Annotated in this window: 12 protein-coding genes; 9 read left to right on the top strand and 3 right to left on the bottom strand. The window is 32.4% G+C overall.

Going from position 1 to position 15,254, the window contains the following annotated elements; genetic code table 11:
* From GM3709_RS06010 to GM3709_RS05975, 8 genes are all read left to right on the top strand, one after another.
* Positions 1-1,233, top strand: coding sequence for a polysaccharide pyruvyl transferase family protein (locus GM3709_RS06010; RefSeq protein ID WP_144439412.1), 1,233 nt, complete (start codon positions 1-3; stop codon positions 1,231-1,233).
* On the top strand, positions 1,230-1,910 hold the full coding sequence (locus tag GM3709_RS06005; RefSeq protein WP_066117250.1) for a cytidylyltransferase domain-containing protein: 681 nt from the start codon (positions 1,230-1,232) through the stop codon (positions 1,908-1,910). Before GM3709_RS06010 ends, GM3709_RS06005 begins: the two co-directional genes overlap by 4 nt.
* A 15-nt stretch (positions 1,911-1,925) precedes the next feature.
* The gene (locus GM3709_RS06000; RefSeq protein ID WP_066117248.1) at positions 1,926-4,172 is read left to right on the top strand and encodes an N-acetylneuraminate synthase family protein; all 2,247 of its coding nucleotides are present in this window, start codon (positions 1,926-1,928) and stop codon (positions 4,170-4,172) included.
* A 224-nt stretch (positions 4,173-4,396) separates the two neighbouring features.
* Positions 4,397-5,296: a hypothetical protein gene (locus GM3709_RS05995; protein WP_066117246.1), complete on the top strand. Its 900-nt coding sequence runs from the start codon at positions 4,397-4,399 to the stop codon at positions 5,294-5,296.
* A gap of 449 nt (positions 5,297-5,745) precedes the next feature.
* The gene (locus tag GM3709_RS05990; RefSeq protein WP_144439411.1) at positions 5,746-6,846 is read left to right on the top strand and encodes a hypothetical protein; all 1,101 of its coding nucleotides are present in this window, start codon (positions 5,746-5,748) and stop codon (positions 6,844-6,846) included.
* A gap of 83 nt (positions 6,847-6,929) precedes the next feature.
* The gene (locus GM3709_RS05985) at positions 6,930-8,087 is read left to right on the top strand and encodes a glycosyltransferase family 4 protein (protein WP_066117239.1); all 1,158 of its coding nucleotides are present in this window, start codon (positions 6,930-6,932) and stop codon (positions 8,085-8,087) included.
* Positions 8,088-8,090: 3 nt separating this feature from the next.
* Entirely contained in the window at positions 8,091-9,179 is a 1,089-nt protein-coding gene (locus GM3709_RS05980; RefSeq protein ID WP_066117236.1) for a polysaccharide pyruvyl transferase family protein, read from the top strand.
* A 121-nt stretch (positions 9,180-9,300) separates the two neighbouring features.
* Positions 9,301-10,257 (top strand): glycosyltransferase, encoded by a 957-nt coding sequence (locus GM3709_RS05975; protein WP_066117233.1) that lies wholly within the window; start codon positions 9,301-9,303, stop codon positions 10,255-10,257.
* A gap of 96 nt (positions 10,258-10,353) precedes the next feature.
* On the opposite strand, the gene GM3709_RS05970 is transcribed toward GM3709_RS05975, so the two are convergent.
* Together GM3709_RS05970 and GM3709_RS05965 are read right to left on the bottom strand one after the other, a co-directional pair.
* Positions 10,354-11,106, bottom strand: a complete 753-nt coding sequence (locus tag GM3709_RS05970; protein WP_066117229.1) for a PmeII family type II restriction endonuclease — start codon at positions 11,104-11,106, stop codon at positions 10,354-10,356.
* A complete protein-coding gene (locus GM3709_RS05965; protein WP_066117228.1) occupies positions 11,103-11,930 on the bottom strand; it encodes a site-specific DNA-methyltransferase in 828 nt (275 codons plus the stop codon). The genes GM3709_RS05970 and GM3709_RS05965 overlap by 4 nt, the downstream gene beginning before the upstream one ends.
* 143 nt (positions 11,931-12,073) lie before the next feature.
* Between GM3709_RS05965 and mutS the strand changes: the two genes are divergently transcribed.
* Positions 12,074-14,695 (top strand): DNA mismatch repair protein MutS, encoded by a 2,622-nt coding sequence (gene mutS / locus GM3709_RS05960; protein ID WP_066117225.1) that lies wholly within the window; start codon positions 12,074-12,076, stop codon positions 14,693-14,695.
* 185 nt (positions 14,696-14,880) lie between these two features.
* Here the strand turns inward: mutS and GM3709_RS05955 are convergent, their stop codons facing one another.
* Positions 14,881-15,225, bottom strand: a complete 345-nt coding sequence (locus GM3709_RS05955; RefSeq protein WP_255359691.1) for a transposase — start codon at positions 15,223-15,225, stop codon at positions 14,881-14,883.
* Positions 15,226-15,254: the final 29 nt, after the last annotated feature.

The following is a 15,254-nucleotide window of genomic DNA, read 5'->3' as shown; positions in this document are numbered from 1 at the left end:
ATGAAACAAATATACTCCATGACAAAAAGTTTGATCCCAAAGGGGTTAAAGAATCAGTTAAAAAAAATTGTATTTGGAGATCCTCAAGATCAAAAATACTGGGAACCAAAAACCATACTTCCTAATGCTGAAGATTATTATCGTTTTTCTCATGTGGCGGCATTTACTCGCAAAGGTGGTAATGCAGGAGATATTTTGTTACCTGTAGTTTTAAGAGATTTATTTATTAATCACGGCAAAGGAATAAATTGGACTTCTATTAATGCACGTCATAGTGTAACAGAAGAAACTGTCAAAAAAATCAATTATTCTCAAGGGCTAATTATTGGTGGTGGGGGATTATTTCTTCGAGATACAAACAAAAATGATATTAGTGGTTGGCAGTGGGCTTGTTCAATGGAACAAATAAAAGCCATTAACGTTCCTATCTGTGTTTTTGCAGTCGGTTATAATCGATTTCGAGGACAAGAAGAATTCGATAACATTTTTACTGATAATTTACGGACTTTAACAGAAAAATCTGTTTATTTAGGGCTTCGTAATAAAGGAAGTATAAATGCTATTCTTCAATATTTACCCTCTGAACTTCATCATAAGGTAGTATTTCAGCCTTGCATGACAACTTTAATCTCAAAAATATATCCTGATTTTTTCGATCGTGGAGAAAAATCGTCAAGAGATTTTATTGCCTTAAACTGTGCATTTGACAGATCTGATTTACGATTTGGTGACAGAAAAGAGCAATTACTTAATGATATTGCTACAGGGATTTTAGAGTTAACAAAAACTACAGGACTTCCTCTGAAATACTATGCTCATTATCTCAAAGATTTAGAAATGGTTGAAGTTCTCAAAAGCCGAAACTTAAAATTTGAAGTGTGTGACTTGAGTAAATTATCTCCTCAACAAATTATTGAAGCCTATAAAGCACCAGCTTTAGCTTTAGGAATGCGTGGTCATGCTCAGATGGTACCCTTTGGTTGTCAGACTCCTATTTTATCTCTTGTTTCTCATGATAAATTACAATGGTTTTTAGATGATATTGGTCAATCCCATTGGTCAGTTGATCTCAAAGAAGATAATCTTCCTGAAAGAATTTTAGCCAAAGGAACTGAAATTTTAAATTCACAATCTGTTGTTTTAGAAACCATTAAAGAGGAGCAAGAAAAGCTCTGGAACATTTCTCAGACAAATATACAACGTTTTCTTGAAGTTTTGGAAGTAAAAAATTGAGTTTAATTATTACTATAATCCCAGCTCGTGGTGGTTCTAAAGGTATTCCGGGTAAAAATATTCGTTTATTATCGGGTAAACCTCTTATTGCTCATTCCATTCTGGATGCTCAAGAAGCACAATTAGTCGATCAAGTTTATGTAACGACTGATGACCCAGAAATTACTACTGTATCTCTAAACTATGGAGCTCAAGTAATTCAACGTCCCCCAGAATTTGCTACAGATATAGCATCATCGGAATCAGCTCTCCTTCATGCCTTGATAGAAATTGAGAAAAGTGGTGTTAGTCCAGAACTGGTAATCTTTTTGCAGTGTACATCTCCCTTGCGTACTGGTTTAGACATCGATCGAGCCATTGAACAACTAAGAAAAGAAAATGCTGATTCACTACTTTCTGTTTCTCCTACTCATCGGTTTCTTTGGCATAAAATTGATGATGTAGCACAATCAATTAATTATGATTATCGTCACCGTCAACGTCGTCAAGACATAAATCCCCAATACATGGAAAATGGATCAATTTATATCTTTAAACCTTGGATTCTAAAACAACTAAATAATCGATTAGGGGGTAAAATATCATTGTTTATTATGGATGAAGAACAAAGTCATGAAATAGACTCTTTACATGATTTTGACTATATAGAGTTTTTATTTAATACCCAGTCAGTTTAAAAATTAATGAGAAAAATGATTATAGACAAAAATTTATCCAAATATATAGTCTTTGCTGAAGATGACATTATTACAGCCTTAAAAAAAATCAGTGATAACAAAAATCGCATTATTTTTTCTGTAACTGAAGCAGGTGTTTTAGAAGGAATCCTTACAGATGGAGATTTTCGCCGTTGGTTGGTACAACAAGATACCATTGATTTAAACCAACCTGTGTCAAAAATTTCTAACAAAAATTATAAATATCTTGATTACACAGAAGATCCTACAAAAATTCAATCTAGTTTTTCCGATCGAGTCGAATTTATCCCTCTTTTAGATAAAAATCGTCATTTAGTTGCCATTGCGCGTAGTAAATCTGATGACATTCGCCTTGGAGACTTTATTATTAATTCGGAATCTCCAGCTTTCATTATTGCTGAAATTGGTAATAATCATAACGGTAGTTTGGACTTAGCAAAACAGTTAATAGATCAGGCGATCGCGGCTGGTGCCGATTGTGCCAAATTTCAAATGAGAGATCTCAAATCTCTTTACCGTAACTCAGGTAATGCCAATGATGCTAGTGAAGATTTAGGATCACAATATACCTTAGATTTACTCTCTCGTTTTCAACTTTCCTCTGAAGAATTGTTTAAGGCTTTTGACTATTGCTATTCTAAGGGAATCTTACCTTTATGTACTCCTTGGGATTTAGAAAGTCTCACTTTACTAGAAAACTATGGCATGAAGGGTTATAAAGTAGCATCAGCAGATTTAACTAATCATGATTTATTAACCGCTTTAGCGAAAACGGGTAAGCCTTTGCTATGTTCAACAGGAATGGCTACAGAAAAAGAAATTAGTGAGTCCGTTAAACTTCTGAAAGAATTAGGAGCAATGTATGTATTGCTTCATTGTAACTCTACTTATCCTGCTCCTTTTAAGGATGTTAACCTTAATTACCTAGAAAGATTAAAAGAGATTGGTGATTGTCCTGTGGGTTATTCTGGCCATGAACGGGGAATAAATGTAGCCATTGCCTCGATCGCAAAAGGGGCAAAAGTGATCGAAAAACACTTTACGTTAGACAAAACAATGGAGGGGAATGATCACAAAGTAAGTCTTTTACCCAATGAATTTCATTTAATGGTGGAGGGAATTCGTCAAGTAGAACAATCTTTAGGAGAAACAGGGGAACGTAAAATTAGCCAAGGAGAACTAATGAATAGGGAAACCTTAGCTAAAAGTTTAGTAATTAATTGTGATCTTCCATCGGGAGAAATAATTACAGAGTCTATGATTGAAGTTAAAAGTCCGGGTCAAGGATTACAACCTAATCGTAAAAAAGAACTAATTGGCAAACGAGCTAAAAGAAACTTGAAAGCTGGTGATTTCTTTTATTCCAGCGATTTGGAACAGGAAACAGTACAACCCAAAAATTATAAATTTAAACGTCCTTGGGGGTTGCCCGTTCGTTATCATGACTTTAAAACCCTTCTTGATAAAACTAACCCTGATTTATTGGAGTTTCATTTAAGCTACAAGGATTTAGAGCAAAATATTTCTCAGTTTTTTGATCAGCCTTACGATCTGGATTTAGTTGTTCATGCGCCAGAATTATTTGCAGGAGATCATTTACTCAACCTTTGTTCTGAAGATGAAACCTATCGTCAACGTTCGATCGTGGAAATGCAAAGAGTAATTGATATTACCAGACAACTAAAGCCTTATTTTAAAAAGTCTGTTCGTCCTTGTATCGTCACTAATGTGGGCGGTTTTACTTTGGATGCTCCTTTAGAACGATCGCAAAAGGAGAAACTTTATGAGTTATTAGCTGATAGTCTTTCCCAGCTAGATGCTACTGGTGTTGAAATCATACCTCAAACAATGCCTCCATTCCCTTGGCACTTTGGTGGTCAACGTTATCATAACCTTTTTGTCGATCCTGAAGATACAGCCAAATTTTGCAGTAAATATAATTATCGAGTCTGTTTTGATATATCTCACTCAAAACTAGCTTGTAATAATAATAATTGGTCATTCAAAGAGTTTGTAGAGCAAGTTGGCCCTTTTGTTGCCCATTTACATATTGCAGATTCTGAAGGATTAGATGGGGAAGGTTTACAAATTGCGGAAGGAGAAATAGATTTTCCTGCTTTTGCTGAAGACTTGGATAAAACAGCACCCCATGCTTCTTTAATTCCTGAAATTTGGCAGGGCCACAAAAATGAGGGAGAAGGTTTCTGGATAGCGCTAGAAAGATTAGAAAAATTACTTTAGACAAAATCGATCGATAAATTTAGAAAGTATTTTCTTCGTCTAAATTTGAGTATTAATAATACAAATTTCTTTATATACTCAAATTTCTTTCTTTCAAGAAAACAGGACTTACGCACCACCTCCTTGATCTGTCAAGGGTTAAGAACAAATAAAAACTTCCCCATACTTAGGAGACGAAAATCCTTAATATTTTTTTGTATAAACTCTAAATATTTATTGCAAAAATGAGACCAAACACTTCCATTTTGTTAGAGAATAAAGCATTTTTATTGTTTTTTTTATTAAAGATAATTCAACAATTTAAAAAGTTTACTAACATAGATAAACTTACAGAGTTACATAACTTAAAAAAAGTAAGTTCGATAGATATTAATAAATATAAATCAAGTGATACTCTCTTTATTCTAGGCAGTGGTGCATCCATTAAAGAATTAGGAGAGAAACAATGGGAATTGATTCAAAAACATGACTCGATCGGAATTAACTTTTGGTTAATTCATAAATTTATTCCCACATACTATATGTTTGAACTTGGCAAAGATTTAGATAGATTAAATACCTTTCTAAAATTAATAAATCTAAAAAGTGATGATTATAAAAATGTACCTTTAATATTTAAAGATATTGATAATGATCTTTTTGATATATCTAAATTTCCTGAACAAGTTAAAAATAATTTATATGTTCCATATAAACTTGCTATTCCTGGATTTAGTCAAAAAAGTTTTACAAAATCCTTAAAAATAATTAATTTTTTAAAACTACAAAACAAACAAAATTTATTGTTAGCAAAAAGAGCTTCCATTACGGAGGCAATATCCTTTGGGCTAAAGTTAAAATATAAAAATATTATTCTCTGTGGAGTAGATTTGAATACTGTGGAATATTTTTATGAAGACAAAATATATGAAGAACAAAATCTTCCCATCCCAAAAAAAGTTCAAACAGGATTAATACACAAAACAGCAAATCCTAATGATCCTAACTATGGTGATATAACTATTAATATAATTTTATCAATGGTCAATAATTACTTATTAACTCCAAATGAGGTTAATTTATTCGTTGGGTCTAAAACTTCTGCATTGTATCCCATGTTTCCTTGGTATTTTGAAAATAAATGATTTCTTAATTTGATCATTATTAACTATTATTTAGTTTATGACAAATGATTTAGCTGTGGTATCGTTAAACGTCAATTAATAAAAAAATGATAATAACTCTTTATATCATACTACTGACTTTCATTATTATCTATGATATTGTTAGAAAGCCTTACGTTCCTTTTGACTACCTTCGACTTTTTCACATTTTCTTTTGTCTTGAGTATATAATTACTCCTATTGTTTTACTTATTTATCCTGACGAAGAATGGCGATTTGCAATATTTGCTCCAGAAGGGAAATATTCATTAGCTGTATTTGGAGTCATTTTACTAGGTTATGTCGGAGTATTTCTCGGTATGAAATATTCTAAACCGAACAAAGTAAAGGGAAGTATCTTAATTTTAAAGTGGAGATTAAATGAAAAAAAGTTTCTTTTTATCGTAACAATGCTGTTATTGTTCGTAATCATGAATCTTTTTATATATTCCCTTAGTTTTGGTGGCTTAGTAAATCTAGCTATTAGTGGGTATCTTATTCGTCGTGGTACTTTAATCGATGAAAGTGGAATCTTTGTATACTTTAAATTTTTTGCTGAAGGTTTGCCTTGGATTACATTATTGTTGACATCCTTTTGTATAAATTTTTCTTCGGGAAATATGAAGAAGAGTCGAGGATTTTCAAATACTGTACTTACAGCTTATATACTAATTACAATTTCTTTGATATTTAGTTTGATATTCGCTCTTGGTACAGGGGGGAGAGGAAATCTTATTGTAACGATACTACCTTGTGTTTATTTATTGATCAATAAATATCGTCGTTTTTTCAGTGTAAAACAAATAATTCTCGTAACTGTTACTCTTCTTCTCGCTTATTGGGTAACAATTTATGCTCGTCCTTATATGTATGCTTTAGGATCAACTGCAATCAATAAAGGTTCATTTGCTCTCAATGACATCACTGCTTTGGCTCAAGGTTATATAGAAAAAGCATCAGGAGAAAATGTTGAATCTGATTTTAAAACTTCGATCGTGGGTTTCTTTTCTAATCTTGATCATACAGTTACGGCTACATACCTTGTAATGTCGAATCCTGAACATTTTAACTTTCCTCGCATTTTTCTTGATTATTTCAGAGCACTTATTAGTCTTATTCCGGGAATACATTATTCAACATTTGATCTTTTTCATGTTACTAAAAACCCTTCTATGTTAGTAAATGATTTTTTGGGATTTGGAAGTTTAGTTCCTCCCGGATGGATTGCAAATGCTTATGTAAATGGTTGGTATCCTCTGGTTTTTTTATGGGGATTTATAGCGGGATATATAGGTGGCAAAATAGAATATACAATACGAATAAATATTGCGATCGCACCTTGGATGGAAGGCATTTACATATTTATGTATTTTTATTGGAACTTAATTTTCTTTCATGGAGAATCTACGAAGTTGGTGTTGTCGAATATACCTTTTGTCATTATTATATTCACTCTACTTCAGTGGCTTACTATAAGTAAAAGACATTATAAAATTTTTAAGACCGGTAATAGAAAAGTTATTATCGCCTAATTTTTTTAGATTATATGTGTCAGCTTAAATAAGTTCACGAAAAAATTTATTATTAATGATGATTTATTAAAACATTAACGTTAATGAAAAAAAAAGTGATTATCGTCTCAAGTTCATACCCTTCTCCTGAAGTGCCTCATGTGGGTATTTTTGTCAAAAACATAGCTGAGGGTTGGGTTGAAATGGGAAGTGAAGTAGTCGTTATTTGTCCAAAAAGCATATTTACTTCTAAAAAAATTTTTTTTGAGTCCTTTTTTTTAAAGCCTTATAAAACTGAAAAAGGAATAATCATTATTAGACCACCATTTTTTAACATAAGTAAACTTTTTTTTTGTAATATAATTCTTCAAAATAATATTACTCAATTTCTTTTTGAATTATCTTGTTCATGGGGTTTGAAATACATTTCTTTTCGTCCTGATTTTGTTTATTGTCATTTTTTGATAACAGTTCAAGGGGCTTATAAAGTGGCAAATACTCTTAAAACATTTTTATTTGTAGGGTGTGGAGAATCTGACATAGGTAATGCGATTGACAAACTTACTACTACTGGGAAAAAAATAGTTGTAGAGTCACTTAGTGGCATAATTTCTAACTCTCCTGTTATTTCCGAAAAATTGTACTTGGAAGGGTTAATTAATAAAGCATCTCTTTTAACTGTTCCAAATCGGGCTGATCCGATTAAATTTTTTCCGATCGATCTCAAAGAAGCTCGGAGAAAGAAAAAAATAGATATTTCGGATTTTGTTTTGATTTTTGTTGGACAATTTATCCCCAGAAAAGGATATAAACAGGTTTTAGAAGCGATAAAATTAATTCCCAATATCAAAATTATTTTTATCGGTAAAGGAACTCCCCCACAAATTTCGGAACAGATTATTTTTGCAGGTTCTGTTTCCCATGAGGAGTTACCACAATGGTTAGCTTGTGCTAATATTTTTGTTTTACCAACTACTGGAGAAGGATGTTCTAATGCTATATCAGAAGCTATGGCAATGGGGCTTCCTATTATTAGTTCTAATTTACCAGAAATTTCTTGTCAAGTTTTCCCTGACTCTTCTATTCTAGTTGATCCAATGTCCATTGATGAAATTGTCAAGGGGATTAATTTAATAAAAGATAATTATGATGAATTTCAGTCTAAGGCGATTAAAAATGCTCATTCTCTTCCTAAAGAAAAAAGAGCTGAAATAATTGGTAAATGGATTGTAGAAGAAATTAGTAAAGAAGAAAAAAACTAAACTATGAAAAATTTACTTTATATATTAAGAAACTTTCAGTCGGAAAACTATGGTGATCTTTTGATTAATGATTATCTTATTGGTCAACTTTCTATTCATAGTAGAGTGGATATTTTGTACCTAAAAAGTAATTTTGATCTTTTACAGCAAATGACTTGTTTACAATCTCCTAATGTCAAATTAATTGAATGGGATAAAGAATTTGATCGAAAATTTTTTCTAAGCGTACTACTGAAAAAATCATTCTACCAATATATTTGTCTTATTCCGGGTCATTCTCGTTATCAAGGATTAAAAAGTCGAATTGTACAGCTAAAAAATTCATTTATTTTATTATTTTTACAATCTTTGGGAATTAAATGTATTTGGGTATGTAAATCATTAGATACACTACCTGCCCTAGAACAAGTCTTAGAAAAATTTATCTCTAAGTATATTCACAGATATTCAGTAAGGGATAGTCTAACAAATATTAATAATCATTTAAATGCAGAAGTGTGGCCCGATTTAGCATTTTTGATGCCTCCAAATGAACAGAAAATTAAATCCTTATCCTCAAAAATAATTTTTTCGTTTCGAGGAGACAGAGGAGAAGTAAGCGAAAAAATAATAGAAAACTTTTGTTCGATCGTGATTCAAAAAACCTTGGAAAAAAGCAACTTAAATGAAATTATTTTTCTTGGTAATGTAACTCTGGATGTTCCTTTTATGAAAGCATTATCTGATAGAATCAGACAACAGTTTTCTATTACTGTAAAGTTAGTCGATAATCTTGATTTAATCAACATAGTGAATCTCTACGACGAAAATTCGTTGGTTTTTACCGATCGTTTACACGTTGCTCTTCCCGCAATGATAAATAAAACTCCAGCGTTTCCCTTTATTGATTTATCATTGGACACTAAAATTTTAGGTATTTACAAAGATATGGGATGGGATGAATTTATTATTCCTCGCCCTACTAGTGTTGATCAGTTATCTGAGCTTTCTAATGTAGGAGAATTACATAATACTAAAATGTCCGAGGTTGTTCAAACAATAGAAAAAGTGAGAATTAACTTAAGTTCAAAAATAGCAAAAATATTCTCCTAATCAAGAATTAAGGTAAAACTCATTAATATGTTTGTGGAGCAAAAACGTTGTAGAATAAATGTCAAATTTTGTTATAAAGACATTTTATACCCTCGATATATTTTCAAAAACTAACTTGATTATGACACTTGCTCCGATCGCACTTTTTGTTTATAAAAGACCAGAACATACTCGAAAAACATTGGAAGCATTAAAACAATGTCCAGAATTTACACAAAGTCCGGTGTTTATTTTTTCTGATGGAGCTAAAAACGAAGAAGACTTAACTGCAGTGGAAGAAACAAGACAGGTAGTACATTCAATGATGGGTAAAGAGGTTAAAATTATTGAAGCCAGTCAAAATAAGGGTTTAGCAAATTCTATTATTGATGGTGTCACTCACTTAGTTAATGAATTTGAAAAAGTAATTGTTTTAGAAGATGATCTCGTAGTTAGTCCAAAGTTTTTAGAGTATATGAATAATGCACTAGAACAATACAAAAATGAAAATAGTGTCATGCAAATTTCTGGATATATGTTTCCTGTATCGGAATTAAAAAATCAAAATGAGGCACTATTTTTACCTTTTATATATTCATGGGGCTGGGCTACATGGAAAAGAGCATGGGATAAGTTTGATGAAAAAGCAGAAGGTTGGGAAATCTTAAAAACTGATAATGAAATGCGCGATCGTTTCAACTTAGATAATAACTATAGTTTTTTTGACATGATTAATCGTCAAATGTCAGGAGAAATAGATTCTTGGGCTATTCGTTGGTATTGGAGTGTTTTTAAGCATAATGGTTACATACTTTATCCTCCTATTAGTTATGTCACTAATATTGGATTTGATGGTAGCGGTACTCATGGGTCGTGGTATGCTAGTTTACGTTTAGGACGTAGTGAATCTCAACCATTTTTAGTGTCAATAACATTGCCGAAAAAAGTTGAAATAAATCAACAAAAATATAATTACGTCAAAACTTACATGAGAACTTTACAGCCCACATGGATTAAATTTCTCAAAAAATTAATGAGTCCTGAGTTAGTCTTACAACTAAGAAACTATACAAAAGTTATTAAAAGTAAATTACCATAATTCTATATGCTGTAAGTTAAAAAGAAACTAATAACAATAATTCATTTATCAATAAGTTTATCTCATTAATAATGCCGTTAAAATCCTTATTCGCCTTTAACCTCTGAAGGGTTGTGATTTTTGAGAGTTAAACCTAACAATTTTTTCCCAATTAATCATTCCTTCATCACAGAATTCTTGAACAAAATTAAAGGTGAATTTATTAATAACTTTTGCATAAGCAACTAAAAAGGCTTCGTTTTTCTCTTTTGCTTTATGCCCTAAAGGTTCAATAATATCAATATATAAATTTTCATTCTCAGAAATAAAGTACCAAAATTCCTGTCCACAATATTTAAAGTAATCACCCTTATCTGGGTTATTTTCTATACCATAACAACAACCATTAATAGCAATTACTCTCATATTTGTATTTTCTGATTGTAAAATATTTTTTGCTGATTGAAAATTATCTTTCATCTTTTTTATTTGGCTACTATTTCCCCAATTTGGTCCTGATTTTATTTCTACAATATATGTAATATCATTTTTAACAAACTCTAAATCAATACCTTCTAATCTTCTTGACTTAAAACCATTAAAAACTTTTTGGCAAACAAAAATTGCTAAACCTTCGATAAAATCACCGAATAAAGTTTCTTCCTGTGACTGTAAAAAAGCATCCAATAAATTTTTAACAAAATCTTGTGCTGTTAAAATATTTTTTGCTTTGTATAGATAAGGATTTTTTCTTTTTAAAATTTGTTTAAGATTCAGCTCTTCTAGTTTTTTGATTCTTTTCTGATGAAACTTATCTATATTTCCTTCTACATAATTAATAATGTCTTCTTTTTTTAGTAAATTGGTCATAATAATAAATAACTAACAGGGATAATTTCTTCCTTAATCATTTCATAATATTCTGGTAAAATTTCAATACCTATCGAGTTTCTTTTCATTTTTTGTGCTACCATTAAAGTCGTTCCTGAACCTGCAAAAGGGTCTAAAATAGTATCACCTTCTTGAGTAAAGAGTTTAATAAACCACTCTGGCAAACTCTCAGGAAAAGCAGCACTATGATTTTTGTTATTGCACTCTGTAGCTAAATGAATAACATTAGTAGGGTAAACAGTTTCTTTGCCTACCCAATTAGAGACATTTTTGCCAAATCCACTACCATTTTTGGCATTATCACGAATTTTATCGGTTTCGCTTAAGTTTTTTAAACGCCCTGTCGCCCAATCACCAATTGGTACTTTTACCGCATCCTGATACATATTAAATTTTTTTTGCTTGTTGAATTGTAGCAATCTTTCCCACGCATCTCGAAAACGATTTGACCATTTTCCAGGGAAACAATTTTTTTTATGCCATACAAATTCTTCTGTCCATAACCAACCTTGTTTTTTTAATTCTAAAATTAATTCTAAAACATAAGTGCTTCTTTCTCCGTTAACAACCTTCTCTTTTATGTTTAAAATAAATGTGCCGTTGGGATGCAAAACACGCAATAATTCTTTACCGATAGGCAAAAACCAATCAACATATTCTTTGGGATGAATTCCACCATAAGTATTTTTTCGTTGATCTGCATAGGGTGGGGATGTAATAATTAAATCGATCGAATTATCAGGTAATTGTTTTAAAATATCCTTGCAATCTCCTAAGAAAATATCAGTTTTTACCTTTAACATATTTTAATTTAATTACTTAATTGACTATTGATATAAACAGTGTTATTGAACAATTTATTGATACCGAAAACAACTATGATATTGATTAATATTATCATTTTCGATCATAATAAAAACATAAGTCCTAGTAAAATGTTGTCACAATGACTGAAATTGTCACGAATAAAGCCACCAGAAACTCCCCTCACGAGGATTATCACCCCATCAATCGAGGAGATTTAACCCCCATGTATCAGCATTATGTGGAGGTGAAAGAGCAATATCCTAATTCATTATTACTTTATAGGGTAGGTGACTTTTTTGAGTGTTTTTTTCAAGATGCCGTAACGATTTCTCAAGAATTAGAGTTAGTAATAACCAGCAAAGATGCAGGGCAAAATGTTGGTAGAATCGCTATGACAGGCGTACCTCATCATGCCCTCGATCGATATGCGAGACAATTGGTAGAAAAAGGTTATGCAGTGGTAATTTGTGATCAAGTAGAAGATGCTGCAACAGCGGCGGCGGAGAAAAGAATTGTTAAACGGGCAATCACTAAATTATTAACCCCCGGTACAATCACTGAAGACGAGATGTTACCCTCCAAACAAAATAACTTCTTAGGGGCTGTGGTGGTAGCGAAAGAATATTGGGGTTTAGCCTATGCAGACATCTCAACAGGGGAATTTTTCACCACCCAAAGTAGGGATTTAAACGCTTTATCTACTGAATTACTACGTTTACAACCAGCAGAGATATTATTTCCCGTTAATGCTCCCGATATTAATAGTTTACTACGTCCCGGTCAAAAATCCGATAGTCTTCCTGATTTTCTTCCTGATTGCTTTTGTTATTCGTTGCGATCGCAAAAAGCCTTTGACATCAACGAAGCCAAGCCCAGATTATTAGTGGAGTTTAAACTCAAATCCCTAGAGGGTGTAGGTTGTGAACATTTACCCTTAGCTATTCGTGCGGCGGGAGGATTACTAGAATATGTACAGGATACTCAAAAAGCGAATCAAGTACCATTACAACTTATTCGCACTTATAATATCGCTGATTATTTAGTCTTGGATAGTACCACGAGACGAAATCTCGAAATCACAAACACAGTGAGAGATAACACCTTTCACGGCTCTTTATTGTGGGCTTTAGATAAAACTTGTACAGCTATGGGTGCAAGGGCTTTGAGACGGTGGTTATTACAACCATTAATCAATAAGTTAGGAATTATTGCCCGTCAAGATACCATTGCGGAATTGATGGAAAATCTGCCCTTGAGAGAAGAAATTAGGCAATTATTTAAGAATATTTACGATTTAGAGAGGATAACGGGGAGAGTGGGTGCAGGTACAGCAAATCCCAAGGAATTACTTAATTTAGGCGATTCTTTAGTGAAATTAACCTATTTAGCGGAGTTAGCCAAAGAAGGTAATTCACCCTATTTTCAGGCTTTGCAAAATGTGCCTCCTGAGTTGGAAGAATTGGGGAAAAAAGTCTTAGATACCATTGTCGAATTTCCGCCCCAACACGTTAAGGAAGGGGGTATTATTCGGGATAGCGTAAATCAGCAGTTAGACGATATGCGCAGACTGATTGATGGTGATAGGGAATGGTTGGCAAATCTGGAAGTGACGGAAAGACAACGCACGGGAATTACTAATTTGAAGGTTGGTTATAACAAAACCTTCGGTTATTATATTAGTATGCCTCGATCAAAAGCAGAATTAGCCCCAGAAAATTATCAACGCAAACAAACATTATTAAACGAAGAAAGGTATATTACTGCTGAGTTAAAAGAAAAAGAAAATCGCATTTTAAATGCTAAAGATGATTTAGCTAAATTTGAATATGAAATATTTGTTAATTTACGCTCTTTAGTAGCAGAAAAAACGGAAGAAATTAGAAAAGTTGCCCGAGCAATAGCGGCGATGGATGTGTTATCAGGACTAGCAGAATTGTCTGTATATCAAGATTATAATCGACCTGAGATTACTAATGACAGAGTTATTAAAATTAAAAATGGTCGTCATCCAGTAGTCGAAAAATTATTAGGTTTTGGAATGTTTGTTCCCAATTCCACTAATTTAGGTTCAGAAAAAATGCCCGATTTAATCATATTAACAGGTCCTAATGCCAGTGGTAAAAGTTGTTATTTGCGTCAAGTCGGATTGATTCAATTAATGGCACAAATAGGCAGTTTTATTCCCGCCGAAAGTGCTAAATTATCTATATGCGATCGAATATTTACGAGAGTAGGAGCTGTGGATGACATCGGTACGGGGCAATCGACTTTTATGGTAGAAATGAACGAGACTGCAAATATTTTAAACCATGCCACTGATAAATCGTTGGTATTGCTTGATGAGATTGGAAGGGGTACAGCTACTTTTGACGGTTTATCTATAGCGTGGGCGGTTGCGGAGTATTTGGCGATCGAGATACAATGTCGTACAATTTTCGCTACCCATTACCATGAATTAAATGAATTAGCGTCTATCCTTGAAAATGTTGCGAATTATCAAGTTACGGTAAAAGAATTAGAAAATGACATCATCTTCTTGCATGAAGTCAAAGCAGGGGGGGCGGATAAATCCTACGGCATCGAAGCTGGAAGACTGGCAGGTTTACCAAAGGTAGTAATTAGCCGTGCAAAACAGGTAATGAGTCAAATCGAAAAACATAGTAAAATTGCGATCGGTTTAAGGAAAAATATCAAAAAATTAACTCCTTCTAAACAAGAAAATACAGAGAAAATAATGAACCAATTAGACATATTTGAATAGTTCGTAGTTTGCCCTTTAAGGCTATTAAATTAAGGCTTTAGGCTTAACTACAAACCTTGTCTAATGAAAGTATGCTAAAGTAAATATGGCAAATATAATAGGGTTTGCTGAATAAAACACAAAAAGATTCATCAGTATTAACAAACAGAAAATAAGATAAGTTTTTGTTGATTTTTACTTGTCATTTAATAATCTTTTGTTATTGTTAGCTTTTGATGATCGTTTATTTCTGAAAATAGACACAAAAAAATCACCACTACCTGCCGATACAGGTAAGATAAATGCATGATTAAAAATGTTAGTGATATAACTGTCATTGATGTTGATGGCAGTTTTGTCATTATTTTATTTAACCCGTACCTTCTTTTTCCTTCCCCTAATTTTCCTTCCACTCTATTTCTGATTTTTTCATTTTCTTTTGCCTCTCTTTTTTCCTCTGCACTTACATTTTTCTTCAGTCTTCCCAATGCAGTTCCATTCATTTTTATCCCTTTTTCCTTACAATAGGCTCTATTTGCCCTTCTGCATATTGCATCTACATGAATTGTTGCTAGATAAG

The sequence above is a fragment of the Geminocystis sp. NIES-3709 genome, assembly GCF_001548115.1.
In the GTDB taxonomy this organism is placed as follows: domain Bacteria; phylum Cyanobacteriota; class Cyanobacteriia; order Cyanobacteriales; family Cyanobacteriaceae; genus Geminocystis.
The sequence above is the reverse complement of the archived record's forward strand: the minus strand, read 5'-3'. Positions and strand labels throughout refer to the sequence as shown.

Coding starts and splice junctions, on each gene's coding strand:
- GM3709_RS05970 (WP_066117229.1), bottom strand. CDS start 11,106: ATGACCAATTTACTAAAAAAAGAAGACATTATTAATTATGTAGAAGGA.
- mutS (WP_066117225.1), top strand. CDS start 12,074: ATGACTGAAATTGTCACGAATAAAGCCACCAGAAACTCCCCTCACGAG.
- GM3709_RS05995 (WP_066117246.1), top strand. CDS start 4,397: ATGAGACCAAACACTTCCATTTTGTTAGAGAATAAAGCATTTTTATTG.
- GM3709_RS05965 (WP_066117228.1), bottom strand. CDS start 11,930: ATGTTAAAGGTAAAAACTGATATTTTCTTAGGAGATTGCAAGGATATT.
- GM3709_RS05990 (WP_144439411.1), top strand. CDS start 5,746: ATGAATCTTTTTATATATTCCCTTAGTTTTGGTGGCTTAGTAAATCTA.
- GM3709_RS05985 (WP_066117239.1), top strand. CDS start 6,930: ATGAAAAAAAAAGTGATTATCGTCTCAAGTTCATACCCTTCTCCTGAA.
- GM3709_RS06000 (WP_066117248.1), top strand. CDS start 1,926: ATGATTATAGACAAAAATTTATCCAAATATATAGTCTTTGCTGAAGAT.
- GM3709_RS06010 (WP_144439412.1), top strand. CDS start 1: ATGAAACAAATATACTCCATGACAAAAAGTTTGATCCCAAAGGGGTTA.
- GM3709_RS05975 (WP_066117233.1), top strand. CDS start 9,301: ATGACACTTGCTCCGATCGCACTTTTTGTTTATAAAAGACCAGAACAT.
- GM3709_RS05980 (WP_066117236.1), top strand. CDS start 8,091: ATGAAAAATTTACTTTATATATTAAGAAACTTTCAGTCGGAAAACTAT.